The organism is Streptosporangium sp. NPDC050148, assembly GCF_055586505.1.
The window spans coordinates 1-15719 of record NZ_JBVJIA010000031.1 but is presented as its reverse complement, the minus strand read 5'-3'; the positions used below and the strand labels follow the sequence as shown (position 1 = coordinate 15719).

Here is a 15719-nt window from a genome sequence, read left to right as displayed (position 1 = left end):
CGGTCCGGGGCCGGTGGTCGCTCAGGTGCGCCTGGCGGTGGCGGCCACCGCCAGGTCGGCCAGGGCCGTACGGGCCTCGGGGCGGATCGGGGCGCCCTCCAGCGAGCCGAGCGCGTTCTCCAGGTAGCCCTTGATCAGGTCCTCGCACGCCACCAGGGCGCCGGTCTCCTCGATGATCTCGCGGAGCAGGTCCACCCCGTCCGCGTCCAGGTCCGGGGCGCCCAGTCTGGCACGTACCACACGGGCCTGCGCCTCGGAGGCGGCGGCGAGCGTACGGGCCACCAGCATCGTCCGCTTGCCCTCACGGAGATCGTCGCCCGCCGGTTTGCCGGTCTCGTCCGGGTCGCCGAAGACGCCGAGGATGTCGTCGCGCAGCTGGAAGGCGATGCCCACCGACCGCCCGTACTCCTCGCAGAGCCGGTCTATCCACGGCTGCCTGCCCTGCGCCGCCAGCACCAGGCCGAGCCGGAGCGGCTGCTCCACGGAGTACTTCCCGCTCTTGAACAGGGCGACCCGCAGCGCGCTGTCGAAGGTGCCCTCGCCGTGCGCCTGCTCCAGCAGGTCGAAGTACTGGCCGCACATCAGCTCGGTGCGCATGTCGTCGTGGACCTGCTGGGCCGCCGCCAGGGAGGCGGCCGGCAGGCCGCTGTTCCGCCACATCTCACCGGACCAGATGAGCAGCAGGTTGCCCAGCAGGATGGCCGCGCCCTCGCCGAACTGCTCGGCCGAGCCGTGCCAGCCCGCCTCGCGGTGCAGCGTCTCGAACCTGCGGTGCGCCGAGGGCATGCCCCGGCGCCGGTCGCTGGCGTCCATCACGTCGTCGTGCACGAGGGCGCTGGCCTGCAGCAGCTCCAGCGAGGCGGCGGCGGTGAAGACCGCCGGGTCGTCGCCCCCGCCCGCGCCGCGCCAGCCCCAGTAGCAGAAGGCGGGCCGCAGCCGCTTGCCACCGGCCAGGAAGTCCTCGGCCGCGGAGATCAGGGGGACCAGCTCCGGAGCACCGACCTGGGGGCGCTGCCGATCCACGAACCACCGGAGAGCACGATCCACTTCGGAGCGGATCGTGTCCAGCGCGGCCACGGAAGTGGTCATCGAATACCTCCAGTGTGGAGACCCTTGGCTACGGCTCCGGGGGGAAGGCGCGGTGCGGTGCCGGGCGCCGTGACGATCCGCCCGGCGACGGTGACACTCCGACCACCGTACGCATGATCGACACGATTTCCCCCATCGGGACGGCGGAGAGTCGGGACACCTGTGGAACCGCGGTACGGCATGACACCTCGGGACATCTGCAACCGGGCCCGATGAGGACCTGATCTGGGGCGGTCGAAAATCCCCGGCTCGGATCGCAGGAGAAGCTCAAATAACGAGATTAACCGCCCAAGAGGGTATTTCGATCTAGAGATACGGCTGTTTCCCATCATCTTCTCAAGTGCCGAGTCGATCATCTGACCGGGCGTACCGCGGGCCGGGCAAGTATCCTTGCCCCATGGCTCTGGGTCGCCCGTCTGTTCTTCCCGATCGCGCCGCCACCGTCCGCGAGCTCCTCGCCTCCGGTGCCCGCTCGTTCTCCTTCGAGTTCTCCCCCCCGAAGACCGACGAGGGGGAGCGCCAGCTCTGGCGCGCCGTCCGCGAGCTGGAGTCGCTGCACCCCACCTTCGTCTCCGTCACCTACGGCGCCGGCGGCAGCACCCGTGACCGCACCGTCGACATCGTCGAGCGGATCGCGCACGAGACCACGCTCACCCCGGTCGCCCACTTCACCGCGGTCAACCACTCCGTCCGTGAGCTTCGTCACCTGATCGGCCGGTTCGCCGGCGCGGGGGTGCGCAACATCCTCGCCGTCCGTGGCGACCCGCCCGGCGACGTCACGGGCGAGTGGGTGCGCCACCCCGAGGGCGTCCTGTACGCGGAGGAGCTGGTCCGCCTCATCCGCCAGTCGGGTGACTTCTGCGTCGGCGTGGCCGCCTTCCCGTACAAGCACCCCCGGTCGGCGTCGATCGAGACCGACACCGAGTACTTCGTCCGCAAGTGCCGGGCGGGGGCCGACTACGCGATCACGCAGATGTTCTTCCGCGCCGAGGACTACCTGCGGCTGCGCGACCGGGTGGCGGCGGCGGGCTGCGACACGCCGATCATCCCCGGCATCATGCCCGTCACGCAGATCAGCACCATCGCCAGGTCCGAGCAGCTCTCCGGGGCGCCGTTCCCGCCCGAGGTGGCCGAGCGGTTCGCGGCCGTCGCCCACGACCCGGCCGCCGTGCGCGCCCTGGGCATCGAGCACGCCGCCGAGCTCTGCCAGACCCTGCTCGACGAGGGCGCGCCCGGCATCCACTTCATCACCTTCAACCGCTCCAGCGCGACCCGCGAGGTCTTCCAGGCCCTCGACCACACCTCGCAGGCCGTCCCCGCGAAGGTCTGAGCCCGCGGTCACGGATCCTCCGGGCCGGCGGCCGGTCGCCGGTTCTTCCGGGGAAGGTCCGTCCCGGGAGGCCCGGGTGCCCGCGCGGCGTCTCGGACCGGGGGACCGACGCGGTGCCTCGGGCCGGCAGCGCTCCGTGCCGACGGGGCCGCGGGCCGGTGCGGGGTGCTTCGGCCCGGTGGGGCCCCGGGCCGGCGGGTGCTTAGGACCCCGGGGTCAGCCGCCCAGGGGGAGGGCCGCGCCGAGGATCGCGTAACGCTCGTGCCCGCCCGGGAAGACGAACCGGGTGAGCAGGTCCACGAAACCGACGCTCCGGTACAGGTGCAGGGCGGCCGTGGGCCCCCCGTCGCGGGTGGAGAGCACGGCGGTGCGCTCCAGGCGGCCCGCGCACATGCCGACCACCAGCGTCCGCCCGATGCCCTTGCCCTGGTGGTCGGGGTGGACGTGGATCTCGGCGAGCTCCAGCGCGTCCCCCAGCCACTGCCGGGCGTGGTCCTCGCCGTGCCGCTCGACGAGGGCGCGGCGCACCACGTCGTGCCACCACTGGCCCGGGACCCCGTGGAAGCCGTACGCCACGCCCACCGGGGTACCGGTCTCGTCCTCGGCGAACAGGCAGGTGAAGGCGGGGTGGGCGGCATGGTTGCGCATGATCGCCCTGCGCCCCGGGAGCTGGTCGGCCGGTGGGTTCATCGCCCTGGTGTAGACGTCGAGGACCGCGTCCAGCCGGAGCGTGAACTCGTCGGGGCCGATCCGTCGCAGTCCGGTCACGCGTCGCACCCTAGCAGGGCGGTCGCGGCGCCGAGCCGCCGCGCCGGACGGGCTCGGCCACGACCGGCCGGGCGCGCGCGATCCCTCACTCGACCTCGGCGGGGACGCCGCCGGTGATGCGGACGAGCTCGTCGAACGAGGTCGGGAAAACGGTGTGCGGGTGGCCCGCGGCGGCCCAGACGACCTCGTGCCGGCCGAGCCAGGTGTCGACCAGGGTCCTGATCGGCGCGGGGTGACCGATCGGGGCGACCCCGCCGATGGCCTGGCCGGTGGCCGCCCGGACGAAGGCGGCATCGGCGCGCCGTACCCTCGCCGCGCCGATCCTCCCGGCGACCAGGGCGGTGTCCACCCGGTGGGCGCCGCTGGTCAGCACCAGGAGGGGCTCGCCGTCGGCGTCGAACACGAGGCTGTTGGCGATGGCCCCGACCTCGCAGCCGAGCTGCGCGGCCGCGGTGGCGGCGGTCGGGGTGGCTTCGGCGAAGAAGACGATCTCGCCGGGGACGCCGTGCTCGCGCAGTGCCGCGGCGACCTTCTCGACGTTCGGATGCAACTTTTCTGACACGCGGACACTCTAAACAGATCGACGGCCCATCGCCGCCACATGACGCTCCACGTGCACGGGGAAGGCGTGCGCTATGGTCCCTTGACCCGATCGATAGTGATATGAGGAGTTGGTGGAAAATGGGGGTTGGACGGCGGCTGAGAACGGCCGCGCTGACGACGGCGGGAGCCGTGCTCTTCTCCTCGGTGTCGGTGTCCTCCGCGTCCTCCGCGTCCTGGGCGGTCGCCGCCACGGCTCCGGCCGCGGCCTCGGCGGTGGCCGTGACGACGGCGACGTCCGGGACCTCGGCCGTGCCGGGGATCTCCGGGGTGTCCGGAACGGCCGTGACGCCCGGGACGGCGTCCGCCGGGTCCGGCTTCGCCGCGCCCGGTAAGACGCTCAAGCTCGGCGCCAAGGGCGCCGCGGTGAAGACGCTGCAGAGCAGGCTGGCCGCGCTCGGCTACCTGCCGGGCAGGATCGACGGCCGCTACGGCGGGGCGACCCTGGCGGCGGTCTGGGCCTTCCAGAAGGTGAACGGCATCCGGCCGACCAGCACGGTGGCACGCAGGACCTGGACCGCGCTGGAGGCGCCCCGGGCGCCCAGGGTGCTGGTCACCAGGGGGAAGCCGACCCGGGTGGAGGTCGACCTCACCAAGCAGGTGATGGTCCTCTACGCTGGCGGAGCGGTGAAGCTGGTCAGCCACATCTCCTCGGGCAGCGGGATCGCCTACTGCGAGACGGCCACCTGGCAGGGCAGGACCCAGCGGTTCTGCGGGAACGCCCGCACGCCCACCGGCGACTACAAGACCACCTGGCGCCGCGACGGCTGGCACGTCTCCTACCTGGGACAGCTCTACAACCCGATCTTCTTCAACGGCGGCATCGCCTTCCACGGCGCGCTGTCGGTGCCGCTGGCGCCCGCCTCCCACGGCTGCGTCCGGCTGCCGATGCACGTGGCGGAGGTCCTGCCCGGCCTGCTCGGCACGGGGGTGCCGGTTCACGTACGCGGCAGGTTCGTCCGCTAGCGGACGGCGCGGCCGGCCCTGACCCGCCGGCCGCGTGACACGCCCGCGGCGACGCGCCCGTGGTGACACTCATGTCGCGATGGGTTCGCGGTGACGTGCCGACTGTGACGTATCCCTCATCGCGAGCCTTTCGCGACCCGCCGTTCATGATCTGCCGCTCGTGGTGCGCGGCCCATGACGCGCTCAGGGCTCGCCGGTTCGATCCGGTACCGCTCTTCGAAGGCCCCGGGAGGTCCGTTCTCCTCCTCCCGGGGCCTTCTCGTGCGCGTGAACGGATACCGAAGATCGAACTTTTGTTCGCCGTTCTACTTGACAGTGCGAGTGGTCGAATTTATGTTCGATGGTAATGACGCGGCGCCTTGCGGCCCGTGTCCAGGGCGGTCGGGCGGGCCCACGTCGTCGGCGGAGACGATCGGGCCCGGTCGGGACGGGCGGGGAGAGGGGAAGCTCCTCGTCCGGCCGTCCGGCGAATTTGTCGGTGGGGTCTGAAAGTGTGGTATCCACCGGCGAAAACGTCGGGAGCCGCTTGCGACCAAGGAGGCTGAAGCGCATGACCCCTCGGCTCAGCGATTCCGGCGGGCCCCGGTTGTCCCCCACGGTGCGGGCGCACCTCACAGACGCGCGTGACTGCCTCGAAGAGGCAGCCGCCGCCCGGACGTCCGCCACACGTTATGTCGCGGCGCACCTCGCGGCGCTGAGGGCGGCGGCCGCCGTCCTGGCCGCGCGCCCCCGTCCCATGCAGGGCCGCAGGCGCCGGCTCCGCAGTGCCTGGGAGTTGCTGCCCGAGGCAGAGCCCCGGCTGGCCGACTGGGCGCCCTACTTCGAGATGAGCGCCGCCAAGCGCGCCTCGGCCGAGGCGGGGATGACCCGCGTCGTGTCGTCGAGGGACGCCGAGGAGCTCATCTCGGAGGCGGAGCGCTTCGTCAACGCGGTGGAGGACCTGCTCGGCGTGCCGACGCAGCCCATGCTCCCCGGCCGTGTGCCCCTGGCCGGGTAGTCCACCCCCGGCATGGCCTTTCCCGGCCGGTAGCCCACGCTCCCCGGCCGCACCCCCCTCAGCGGGCCATACCCCTCTCGGCCGGTCACACCTTCCCGGCCGCACTCCCTCAGCGGGCCATACCCCTCGGCCGGTCACGCCTTCCCGCCGGCCGGTCACACCTTCCCGGCGGGCCGCGTCTTCCGGCAGGCCGCCTCTCCGCCAGGCGAGCCGCTCCCCGTTCCCCTGACCGGCCGGCTCGCGATTCCCGGCCTTGATCCCCGATCGGCTCACGCTCCCCGGCGGGGCGGGCCCGCCCGGTCTCAGGCGGCCGAGGAGGTCGAGGAGGTGCGGTGGGCGGCGCGGTGGCGCAGGAGCAGCATGGCCGCGTCGTCGCCCAGCGGCCGGCCCACGTGGCGCAGCAGGTCGGCGCGGAGGGCGTCCAGCGATCCCTGGGGGTCGGCGCCGTCCAGCAGGTGCGCCCGCTCGGCCAGCGGGTAGAACTCCCCGGCCCCGTCGCGGGCCTCGATGACCCCGTCGGTGTAGAAGAGGACCTGGTCACCCGGTTCGAACGGGACGCGGTAGGGCTGCGGCCTGCTGGTCTCCAGTGAGCTCATGCCCAGGGGGAGCGCCTCGTCCGGCGGATCGGCGAACCAGATCCCGCCGTCACCGCCGAGCACCATGGGCGGCGGGTGGCCGCAGTTGACGACGGTGATGGCGGACCCGCCGCCGATCTCGGCCAGTACGGCGGTCACGAACTGCTCGCCCGACAGCTCCCTGGTCAGGGCGTTCTCCAGGCGGGCCACCACGCCTTGGAGCGTTCCCTCGTCGTGGGCCGCCTCCCGGAAGGCGCCGAGCACCACGGCCGCGGTCTCCACCGCCTCCAGCCCCTTGCCCTGGACGTCCCCCACGATGATCCGGACCCCGTGCGGGGTGCTGACGACCTCGTACAGGTCGCCGCCGATCCTGGCCTCGGCGGTGGCGGAGGTGTACGAGACGGCCACGCCGATGCCGGGGCCGGCCCGGCGCGGGACCGGGCGCAGCAGCACCCGCTGGGCGGCCTCGGCCACCGAGCGCACGTCGGCGAGCTGATTCTCGTGGCGCAGCCGCCCGGCGCTGGCCAGCACGCTGGCCACGGTGACGCCGAGGATGGCGACCATGGTGATGTTCGTGCGGGGCATCCAGAGGATGTCGTTGTAGAGGCCCAGCATGATGCACAGGGCGAAGGCGACCACCCCGACCACGGTGGTGCGGGTCAGCCCGCACGCCACGCTGGCGAAGGCCGGGCCCAGGGCGAGCAGCGGCAGGAGGCCGGAGGTGGGGCCCGAGCCGAAGTCGATCAAAGCCACGACGGCCATCACGACGAACGGCAGCAGCTTGAGGGTGTCCTGCGTCCTGGTGGTGCCGATCGAGGTCAGCAACCGCAGGAAGGCCCGCGTCCTGGTCGAGCCCAGTGAGGCCATGAGGGCGCGAAGGCGGCTTTCAGGGCGCGATCGAGAACGATCGGGCCGATCGTCTCCCGGAGCCATCTCCACCACATCTCGCCGAGGGCATGTCTGCCTTTTCCTACCACAGTGGCCGACGGCGGGGCGGGAGGAAAGACGTCTTCAGCTGAGAGCGGGATTATCGGCGGCGGGGTGGGCACGCCGGATCCGGCGCACCCACGACCGGTCAGGCCGTCAGAAGGACTCGACGGCTCGGCGAGCCTCGGGGTCCAGGACGCCCCAGCCGATCAGTTCCTCGGTGAGCTCACTGGGGGACTTGTCGTATATCACGGCGAGGGAGCGCAGGTCCTCCTGGCGGATGGACAGCACTTTGCCGTTGTAGTCACCACGCTGGCTCTGGATGGTGGCCGCGTAGCGGGCGAGCGCGCCGGCCTTCTCCTTGGGGAGCTGGGCAAGGCGCTCAAGGTCGATGACAAGCTTCGGTGTCGGGCCGAGAGGGCTGGGAGCGGCCCCTCCGGGCAGCAGTTCCGAGACCGGCACCCCGTAGAAATCGGCAAGCTCGGCAAGCTTCTGCACCGTGACGGCCCGGTCGCCACGCTCGTAGGAACCGACGACCACCGCCTTCCAGCGCCCACGGGACTTCTCCTCGACCCCGTGCAGGGAAAGGCCCTGCTGGGTGCGGATGGCACGAAGTCTTGCACCCAGTGACTTGGCGTACTCAGACGGCATGGTGTGGCCCCCCGGCTCTCTATGTACTGCTCTCAACTTGATTGTGCTACCTCGCAACTTATGCCCCAGTCACCGGGTTGGCGCCCGGGGCAGGCACCTGTGGTGACCGGTGCGTCAGGGTTCATCCGATAACGCTCCGAGGTGTGGTTACGGACAGTGACGGTAAAGCGGTGGGCGCCTAAGGTCAAGCTGATTGGAAAAAAGATGTCGAATCCGGTCCGGTGGGGTCCGCCTCAAACGCCGCAATCGTCCCCTGCGGTCGCGCGAAACATCAGGTTTTTCGGGGGTTCCGGGCCGCCTCCCGCGCCGTCCGCGGGAGCCGGGTCAACATGATCACAGGGCTCGGCGAGGCGCGTATGATCTTCAGGGACATGTCGCCGAGGAATACCCGGCGCAACGGTCCCGTCCGGCTGGAGGCACAGATCAGCACCGCGTCCTCGTGCCAGCCGGAGCTCCTCAGCGCCGCCGCCACGTCCCCGCCCTCCAGCACCTCCACCTCCACGCCGGTGGCGTCCCCCGGCCCCCCCTGCGCCAGGGCCGCGGCCTCCAGGTCGGCCGCGACCTGCTCGCGCAGCCGGTCGAGCATCTCCCGGCCGATCCCGGTCCGCCGCCCGCCGCCCGTCACCAGGGTGATCAGGCGCAGCGGCAGGCCCATCCCGGCCGCGGCCGTGGCGGCCTGCCGGACGATCTCGGCGCAGGCGGGACCGCGCCGGTAGGCCACCGCCAGCCGGGCCAGCCGGTCCGGGGCCGTGACGGCGTACCCGTGGGGGGACAGCGCCACCGGCACCGGTGAGCCGTGCAGCAGCTGGTCGGCGGTGCTGCCCAGGCTGATGCGCCCGCGCGCGCCGCGCGGTGCCGGGCCGACGGCCACCACGTCGGCCCCGATCCGGCAGGCGAGCTCGGCCAGGCCGCGCCCGCTGCCGCGGTGGCCGTGCGAGAGGAGGTCGATCTCCACGTCCCGTACGTCCGAGAGCAGCTCCCGCGCCTGGGAGAGCGTGTGGGCGGCCTGCCGGGCGACGTAGGCCCGCCACTCGGCGTCGACCTTGCCGGGGCCCGGTGTGGTCCAGGCCGGCACGTGCACGTGGGCGACGGTCAGCCTTGCGCCGGCCTGCCGGGCCAGCAGCAGGGCCAGGGCCAGCCCGTCCCGGCCCCGCGACCCGGGGACGAACCCGGCGAGCACGTGTTCGATCTTCATCGGTCGCTCCCGTTGAGACGCGAGTGGCGGTAGCCGTAGAGGAAGTAGGCGAGCAGGCCGACCACCATCCAGATCCCGAAGGCCAGCCAGGTGACACCGGCCAGGCCGGCCATCACCACGATGCAGAAGACGACCCCGAGGATCGGGGTGACCGGGAAGAACGGGGTCCTGAAGCCGCGCGGCAGGTCCGGACGGGTGCGGCGCAGCACGAGCACGCCCAGGTTGACGATCGCGAAGGCGAACAGGGTGCCGATGCTGGTGGCCTCGGCGAGCTGGCCCAGCGGGATGAACCCGGCCAGCACCGAGACGAAGAGGGCCACGATGAGCGTGTTGGCGACCGGTACCCGGCGGCGCGGGCTCACCCTCTGGAAGATCTTCGGGATCAGCCCGTCGCGGGACATGGCGAACAGGATGCGGGTCTGGCCGTACAGCACGGTGAGGACCACGCTGGCGATGGCGATGGCCGCGCCGAAGGAGATGATCAGCCCCGGCCAGGTGGCGCCGGCCGCCTGCTTGGCGATCAGTGACAGGCCGGCCTCGGTGCTCTCCGGGTCGAACTCCTGCCAGGGCATGGCGCCGACGGCGGCCAGCGCGACCAGCACGTAGACGAGCGTGACGACGCCCAGCGAGAGCATGATCGCCAGAGGGAGGTCCCGCTTGGGGTTCCTGGCCTCCTCACCGGCCGTGGAGGCCGCGTCGAAGCCGATGTAGGAGAAGAACACCTGCGAGGCCGCGGCGGTGATGCCCGCGATCCCCATCGGCGCGAACGGCGCCAGGTTGCCCGCCTCGAACGCGGTGAACGCCACGACGCAGAAGAACACCAGCACCACGATCTTGATGAGCACGAAGACCGCGTTGGCGCTGGCGCTCTCCGAGGCGCCGCGCAGCAGCAGCCAGGTGGCCAGCAGGACGATCAGGATCGCGGTGAGGTTGATCACACCGCCCTGGTCGCCGGGGGAGTGGGTCAGGGCCGCGGGCAGCGTCCAGCCGAACAGGTCGTTCAGGAAGGCGTTGAGGTACTCCCCCCAGCCGACCGCGACCGCGGCCACCGAGACGGCGTACTCCAGCATCAGGCACCAGCCGCACACCCACGCCACCAGCTCGCCCAGGGTCGCGTACGCGTAGGAGTACGACGACCCGGCCACCGGGATCGTGCCCGCCAGCTCGGCGTAGGAGAGCGCGGAGAACAGGGCGGTCACCGCGGCCAGCAGGAAGGCGACCACCACCGCCGGACCCGCCTTGGGCACGGCCTGGCCGAGGATCACGAAGATTCCGGTGCCGAGCGTGGCGCCGATGCTGAACAGGGTGAGCTGCCACAGCGTCATGGTCCTGCGCAGCTCACCGCCCTCGCCGTGGCCGCCCTCGGCGACGATCTCCTCGGTGGGCTTGGTGCGCAACAGCCGGCGGGCTACCGAAGCCATGTGTCCTCTCTTTCCTTCGCTTCGCTGTGCCGTCGCGGGGTGATCCGCCGTGTCCCGGGAGTGGCCGGGCCGTCGCTCGGACGCCCTCGCTCAGACGCCCTCGCGCTCCAGCGGGCAGCTCATGCAGCGCGGGCCGCCGCGGCCCCGACCCAGCTCGCTGCCCCGGATCGTGATCACCTCGATCCCGTTGGCGCGCAGGTGGTTGTTGGTGGTGGTGTTGCGCTCGTAGGCCACGACCACGCCCGGCCGCAGGGCCAGCACGTTGCAGCCGTCGTCCCACTGCTCGCGCTCGGAGGCGTACACGTCCTGGACGGCGGTCAGGACCTTGATGTCGTCCAGGTCCAGCGCCCGCGCGATGGCCCGGTGCATGTCCTCGGCGGGATGATCGGTGATCTTGAGTTCCTTCTCGTTGTCCCCGGGCTCGACCGTGTAGGAGGGCAGCATGCCCAGCCCGGCGAACTTGGTGAACACGCCGACGTCCACGTTGGTCATGACCGTGTCCAGGTGCATGAACGCCCGCGCCTTCGGCATGTTCAGCGCGACGATCTTCGTGGCCGCCTTCCGCGCGAACAGGCTCCGCGCCAGCATCTCCACCGCCTGCGGCTGGGTGCGCTCGCTGATCCCCACCAGCACCACGCCCCCGCCCAGGACGAGGACGTCGCCGCCCTCGACGGTGGCGGGCGCCGAGGGGGTGCCGGCCATCCAGACGTTGTAGCCGCCCTCGCCGGGCCGGTCGTAGCCGGGGGCGAACGTCGGGTGGTAGCGGTAGACCGCCTCCATGTTGACGGTCTCGCGGCGGCGCGCCTTCTTCCTCATCGGGTTGATGGAGACGCCGTCGTAGATCCAGCAGGAGGTGTCGCGGGTGAACAGGTGGTTGGGCAGCGGGGGCAGGACGAAGTCGTCCGGGCCCAGGGTGTGGAAGGCCAGGCTCTTGGGGTCGGTGCCCATCTCGACCATCTCGCGCTTGGTGATGCCGCCGGTGAGGTAGCGCTGCAGCGTCGGGGAATCCATCGAGTCCAGCGTGTTGCGGACGGCGTCGACGGCCATCGGGCCGAAGAAGCGCTCGTCGGTGACGCCGTCCAGGATGTGCTTGCGCGCCTCGGGGATCTCCACCGTCTCGCGCAGCAGGTCGGAGAGCATGTGGACGGTCACCCCCTGGTCGACCAGGAGCTTCTGCCACTCCTCGTGCTCCTCCACGGCGCGCTGCACCCAGAGCACGTCGTCGAAGAGGAAGTCGTCCTTGTTCGACGGTGTGAGCCGTTTCAGGGCGAGCTCGGGCCTGTGCAGCAGGACCTGGTGGAGCCGGCCGACCTCGGAGTCGACGTGAAAGGTCATGTGTGTTCCTTCTCGGCTGGTGACGAGAGCGTCGGAAGGGCGTCGCCGGGGATCACCCGGGCGCCCGGACGTGCTTCGCCGTGGGGCGGGTGTAAGGCGCATACCCATCCGGGCAACTGAGAGTCAGGGAATATTGGGATATTTGTTCACTTTTGAGGGAGGTTCGGAGAGGTAGGCCCCACCGGGCCGCCGCGGCCGGGCTCGTCCCGTGTCCTCGTCGGGCCCGTCCCGGGCCTCGCCCCCGCCCGGGGCGAACCGGGACCCGGCTGGTAGCGTGAGGGCATCGACTTCCTTTAAGACCCGTCCCGTGAGGCGGGAAAGGTGGTGTCACCCCTTGGCCGAGGCCGTTTCGCGTGCGCCCAGTGGCGCCCGCGCAGTTCTGGAGGAGCCCGACATCAACCGGGCCCTCGTCCGCATCTCCCACGAGATCCTCGAACGCACCAAGGGCGGCGAGAACGTCGTCCTGCTGGGCATCCCCACCCGCGGCGTCCACCTGGCCCGCCGGCTGGCAGCCCACATCAGGCAGTTCGAGGGCCGTGCCGTCCCCGTCGGCTCCCTCGACGTCACCATGTACCGCGACGACCTGCGGCTGCGACCGGCCCGCGCGCTGGGCCGCACCGAGCTGCCCGCGGACGGCATCGACGGCCGCCTGATCGTCCTGGTCGACGACGTCCTGTACTCGGGCCGCACCGTCCGCGCCGCCCTGGACGCCCTCAACGACCTGGGCCGCCCGCAGGCCGTGCAGCTGGCCGCCCTGGTCGACCGGGGCCACCGCGAGCTGCCCATCCGCCCCGACTACGTGGGCAAGAACCTGCCGACCTCCAAGTCCGAGAGCGTCAAGGTCTACCTGGAGGAGAACGACGGCCGCGACGCGGTCCTGCTGCTGAAGGGGGACGAGCAGTGAAGCGGCACCTGATCTCCGCGGCCGACCTGACCCGCGACGACGCGCTCCTCATCCTGGACACCGCCGACGAGATGGCGAAGATCTCGGAACGGTCCATCAAGAAGCTCCCCACCCTGCGCGGGCGCACCGTGGTGAACCTCTTCTTCGAGGACTCCACCCGCACCAGGATCTCCTTCGAGGCGGCGGCCAAGCGCCTGTCGGCCGACGTCATCAACTTCTCGGCCAAGGGCTCCAGCGTCTCCAAGGGCGAGTCCCTCAAGGACACCGCCCTGACCCTGGAGGCGATGGGCGCCGACGCCGTCGTCATCAGGCACGGCGCCTCGGGCGCGCCGCACCGGCTGGCCGGCTGGGTGCGCGGCAGCGTCGTCAACGCCGGGGACGGCACCCACGAGCACCCCACCCAGGCCATCCTGGACGCCTTCACCATGCGCCGCCGCCTCGGCCCGCTGGAGGGACGCAGGGTCACCATCGTCGGCGACGTGCTGCACAGCCGGGTGGCCCGCTCCAACGTGCTGCTGCTGGCCACCCTCGGCGCCCAGGTGACCCTGGTCGCCCCGCCGACCCTGTTCCCGGTCAACGTCGACACCTGGCCGTGCGAGGTCTCCTACGACCTGGACGGGGTGCTGCCCAAGTCCGACGTGGTGATGATGCTGCGCGTGCAGCGCGAGCGGATGAACGCGGCGTTCTTCCCCACCGAGCGGGAGTACAGCCGCCGCTACGGGCTCGACCGCGACCGCGTCGCCAAGATGCCCGACCACGCCATCGTGATGCACCCCGGGCCGATGAACCGGGGAATGGAGATCGCCGCGGAGGTGGCCGACTCGACGCGCTCGACGATCGTCGAGCAGGTCGCCAACGGTGTGACCGCGCGCATGGCCGTCCTGTACCTGCTGCTCAGCGGCGCCGACCTCGGGGGAGAGAAGTAGATGGACGAGCGTAACGGCACCGGCGGCGAGAGCCTCCTCATCAGGGGCGCCAGGATCCTCGGCGGCGAGCCCGCCGACATCCTCGTCCGCGACGGGCTGGTGGCCGAGGTCGGCCGCGACCTGGAGGGCCGTCCGGGCCTGGAACCCGTCGAGATCGTCGAGGCCGCGGGGCTGATCGCCCTGCCCGGCCTGGTGGACCTGCACACCCACCTGCGCGAGCCCGGCCGCGAGGACGCCGAGACCGTGGAGACCGGCACCAGGGCCGCGGCCCTGGGCGGCTACACCGCCGTGCACGCCATGGCCAACACCGACCCGGTCGCCGACACCGCGGGCGTCGTCGAGCAGGTCTGGCGCCTGGGCCAGGAGTCGGGCCGCTGCGACGTGCGGCCCGTGGGCGCCGTCACCGTCGGCCTGCAGGGCGAGCGCCTGGCCGAGCTCGGCGCCATGGCCGACTCCGCCGCGCGGGTGCGGGTCTTCTCCGACGACGGCAAGTGCGTCTCGGACGCGGTGCTCATGCGCCGCGCGCTGGAGTACGTCAAGGCGTTCGACGGCGTCGTGGCCCAGCACGCCCAGGAGCCGAGGCTGACCGCGGGCGCCCAGATGAACGAGGGCGCGGTCTCCGGCAGGCTCGGCCTGACCGGGTGGCCCGCGGTCGCCGAGGAGGCGATCATCTCCCGCGACTGTCTGCTGGCCGCCCACGTCGGCTCGCGCCTGCACATCTGCCACGTCTCCACCGCCGGTTCGGTGGAGATCATCCGCTGGGCCAAGTCCAAGGGGTGGGACGTCACCGCCGAGGTGACCCCGCACCACCTGCTGCTGACCGACGACCTGGTCGAGGACTCCCCGGTCGGCTCCTACAACCCGATCTACAAGGTGAACCCGCCGCTGCGCACCCGCGCGGACGTCATGGCGCTGCGCGAGGCCCTGGCCGACGGCACGATCGACTGCGTCGCCACCGACCACGCCCCCCACCCGGTCGAGGACAAGGAGACCGAGTGGGCCGCCGCGGCGATGGGCATGATCGGTCTGGAGACGGCGCTCGCGGTGGTGCAGGAGGCGATGGTGGAGACCGGGCTGCTGGACTGGGCCGGCGTCGCCGAGCGCATGTCCCGCACGCCCGCCAGGATCGGCCGCCTCGCCGGGCACGGCAGGCCGATCGAGGCCGGCGAACCGGCCAACATCACCCTCTACGACCCGTCGGTGCGCGACGCGGTCGACCCCGCGGGTTACGCCTCCAAGAGCCGCAACACGCCGTACGAGGGGCTGACCCTGCCCGGCCGCGTGGTGGCGACCTTCCTGCGCGGCAGGCCCACCGTCCTGGACGGGAAGCTCACGTGAGGATCGCCCTGCCCGCCGCCCGCCACGCGTCCGTGACCGGCCGCGCGGCGCGCCGGAGGCCCCCGCACGCCCGGCCGGGATCCGGGAGCGTCCCGCATGGCGGACGGACCACTCCCCAGCGTGCCGGATATTTCATACTTTGTGGTGTTGTTACCGAGATGATCGGGGTGGGTGAATGACCGCGGTATTGGTGCTGGAGGACGGACGTGTCTTCCACGGGACCCCCTACGGAGCCGAGGGGGAGACCTTCGGTGAGATGGTGTTCAACACGGGGATGACCGGCTATCAGGAGACGCTGACCGACCCGTCGTATCACCGTCAGATCGTCGCGATGACCGCGCCGCACATCGGCAACACCGGTGTCAACGACGAAGACCCCGAATCGGGGCGGGTGTGGGTGGCGGGGTATGTGGTGCGTGAGCCGGCCCGGGTGGCCTCCAGCTGGCGCTCGACGCGGTCGCTGGACGACTACCTGCGTGACCAAGGGGTGGTGGGTATCGCGATGGCGGGCACCCGGGCGTTGACGCGGCACTTGCGGGAGCGGGGTGCGATGCGTGCGGGGGTGTTCTCCGGTGCCGCGCTGGCGCCGGTGCCCGAGTTGTTGGAGCGGGTGCTGGGCAGTCCGGCGATGGAGGGTGCCGATCTGGCGGGGGATGTGTCCACGGCCGAGGCGTATGTGGTGCCGGCGATCGGGCGG

The 15719-nt window shown here is 71.7% G+C and carries 15 protein-coding genes; 7 read left to right on the top strand and 8 right to left on the bottom strand.

The window, feature by feature from the left end; genetic code table 11:
• Positions 1–21: 21 nt before the first annotated feature.
• Positions 22–1089: a polyprenyl synthetase family protein gene (locus tag ACZ6RT_RS28830; protein ID WP_399193259.1), complete on the bottom strand. Its 1068-nt coding sequence runs from the start codon at positions 1087–1089 to the stop codon at positions 22–24.
• A 397-nt stretch (positions 1090–1486) separates the two neighbouring features.
• Between ACZ6RT_RS28830 and metF the strand changes: the two genes are divergently transcribed.
• Entirely contained in the window at positions 1487–2419 is a 933-nt protein-coding gene (metF, locus tag ACZ6RT_RS28825) for a methylenetetrahydrofolate reductase [NAD(P)H] (protein WP_399193257.1), read from the top strand.
• A 216-nt stretch (positions 2420–2635) separates the two neighbouring features.
• Here metF and ACZ6RT_RS28820 read toward each other — a convergent pair whose 3' ends face one another.
• Together ACZ6RT_RS28820 and ACZ6RT_RS28815 are read right to left on the bottom strand one after the other, a co-directional pair.
• Positions 2636–3187, bottom strand: coding sequence for a GNAT family N-acetyltransferase (locus tag ACZ6RT_RS28820; protein ID WP_470157169.1), 552 nt, complete (start codon positions 3185–3187; stop codon positions 2636–2638).
• A gap of 85 nt (positions 3188–3272) precedes the next feature.
• Positions 3273–3749, bottom strand: a complete 477-nt coding sequence (locus tag ACZ6RT_RS28815) for a YbaK/EbsC family protein (protein ID WP_399193253.1) — start codon at positions 3747–3749, stop codon at positions 3273–3275.
• Between the two features lie 119 nt (positions 3750–3868).
• Here ACZ6RT_RS28815 and ACZ6RT_RS28810 point away from each other — a divergent pair, with 119 nt between their 5' ends.
• Together ACZ6RT_RS28810 and ACZ6RT_RS28805 are read left to right on the top strand one after the other, a co-directional pair.
• The gene (locus tag ACZ6RT_RS28810; protein WP_470157168.1) at positions 3869–4753 is read left to right on the top strand and encodes a L,D-transpeptidase family protein; all 885 of its coding nucleotides are present in this window, start codon (positions 3869–3871) and stop codon (positions 4751–4753) included.
• A 550-nt stretch (positions 4754–5303) separates the two neighbouring features.
• A complete protein-coding gene (locus ACZ6RT_RS28805; protein WP_344896586.1) occupies positions 5304–5750 on the top strand; it encodes an SAV_6107 family HEPN domain-containing protein in 447 nt (148 codons plus the stop codon).
• Between the two features lie 302 nt (positions 5751–6052).
• On the opposite strand, the gene ACZ6RT_RS28800 is transcribed toward ACZ6RT_RS28805, so the two are convergent.
• The 5 genes from ACZ6RT_RS28800 to ACZ6RT_RS28780 all read right to left on the bottom strand — a co-directional run bounded on the left by ACZ6RT_RS28800 (position 6053) and on the right by ACZ6RT_RS28780 (position 11854).
• Positions 6053–7192: a PP2C family protein-serine/threonine phosphatase gene (locus ACZ6RT_RS28800; RefSeq protein WP_399193249.1), complete on the bottom strand. Its 1140-nt coding sequence runs from the start codon at positions 7190–7192 to the stop codon at positions 6053–6055.
• A 216-nt stretch (positions 7193–7408) separates the two neighbouring features.
• Positions 7409–7903: a transcriptional regulator BldD gene (bldD, locus tag ACZ6RT_RS28795; protein WP_030910010.1), complete on the bottom strand. Its 495-nt coding sequence runs from the start codon at positions 7901–7903 to the stop codon at positions 7409–7411.
• A 271-nt stretch (positions 7904–8174) separates the two neighbouring features.
• On the bottom strand, positions 8175–9098 hold the full coding sequence (locus ACZ6RT_RS28790) for a universal stress protein (RefSeq protein WP_399193247.1): 924 nt from the start codon (positions 9096–9098) through the stop codon (positions 8175–8177).
• On the bottom strand, positions 9095–10519 hold the full coding sequence (locus ACZ6RT_RS28785) for an amino acid permease (RefSeq protein ID WP_470157167.1): 1425 nt from the start codon (positions 10517–10519) through the stop codon (positions 9095–9097). Before ACZ6RT_RS28785 ends, ACZ6RT_RS28790 begins: the two co-directional genes overlap by 4 nt.
• 90 nt (positions 10520–10609) lie before the next feature.
• Positions 10610–11854, bottom strand: a complete 1245-nt coding sequence (locus ACZ6RT_RS28780) for an arginine deiminase (RefSeq protein WP_470157166.1) — start codon at positions 11852–11854, stop codon at positions 10610–10612.
• 334 nt (positions 11855–12188) lie between these two features.
• On the opposite strand from ACZ6RT_RS28780, the gene pyrR reads away from it, so the two are divergent.
• The 4 genes from pyrR to ACZ6RT_RS28760 all read left to right on the top strand — a co-directional run.
• Entirely contained in the window at positions 12189–12758 is a 570-nt protein-coding gene (pyrR, locus tag ACZ6RT_RS28775; RefSeq protein ID WP_470157165.1) for a bifunctional pyr operon transcriptional regulator/uracil phosphoribosyltransferase PyrR, read from the top strand.
• Entirely contained in the window at positions 12755–13684 is a 930-nt protein-coding gene (locus ACZ6RT_RS28770; RefSeq protein WP_399193239.1) for an aspartate carbamoyltransferase catalytic subunit, read from the top strand. The genes pyrR and ACZ6RT_RS28770 overlap by 4 nt, the downstream gene beginning before the upstream one ends.
• Positions 13685–15022 carry a dihydroorotase gene (locus ACZ6RT_RS28765; RefSeq protein ID WP_470157164.1) on the top strand — a complete coding sequence of 446 codons (1338 nt, stop codon included), beginning with the start codon at positions 13685–13687 and terminating at the stop codon, positions 15020–15022.
• 175 nt (positions 15023–15197) lie between these two features.
• Positions 15198–15719 (top strand): carbamoyl-phosphate synthase domain-containing protein (locus tag ACZ6RT_RS28760; protein WP_470157163.1); only part of this gene is annotated, 522 nt, incomplete at its 3' end.

Excerpts from the sequence above, each read along its gene's own strand:
- ACZ6RT_RS28830 (WP_399193259.1), bottom strand. The coding sequence starts at position 1,089 with ATGACCACTTCCGTGGCCGCGCTGGACACGATCCGCTCCGAAGTGGAT.
- metF (WP_399193257.1), top strand. The coding sequence starts at position 1,487 with ATGGCTCTGGGTCGCCCGTCTGTTCTTCCCGATCGCGCCGCCACCGTC.
- ACZ6RT_RS28810 (WP_470157168.1), top strand. The coding sequence starts at position 3,869 with ATGGGGGTTGGACGGCGGCTGAGAACGGCCGCGCTGACGACGGCGGGA.
- ACZ6RT_RS28805 (WP_344896586.1), top strand. The coding sequence starts at position 5,304 with ATGACCCCTCGGCTCAGCGATTCCGGCGGGCCCCGGTTGTCCCCCACG.
- ACZ6RT_RS28800 (WP_399193249.1), bottom strand. The coding sequence starts at position 7,192 with ATGGCCTCACTGGGCTCGACCAGGACGCGGGCCTTCCTGCGGTTGCTG.
- bldD (WP_030910010.1), bottom strand. The coding sequence starts at position 7,903 with ATGCCGTCTGAGTACGCCAAGTCACTGGGTGCAAGACTTCGTGCCATC.
- ACZ6RT_RS28790 (WP_399193247.1), bottom strand. The coding sequence starts at position 9,098 with ATGAAGATCGAACACGTGCTCGCCGGGTTCGTCCCCGGGTCGCGGGGC.
- ACZ6RT_RS28785 (WP_470157167.1), bottom strand. The coding sequence starts at position 10,519 with ATGGCTTCGGTAGCCCGCCGGCTGTTGCGCACCAAGCCCACCGAGGAG.
- ACZ6RT_RS28780 (WP_470157166.1), bottom strand. The coding sequence starts at position 11,854 with ATGACCTTTCACGTCGACTCCGAGGTCGGCCGGCTCCACCAGGTCCTG.
- ACZ6RT_RS28765 (WP_470157164.1), top strand. The coding sequence starts at position 13,685 with ATGGACGAGCGTAACGGCACCGGCGGCGAGAGCCTCCTCATCAGGGGC.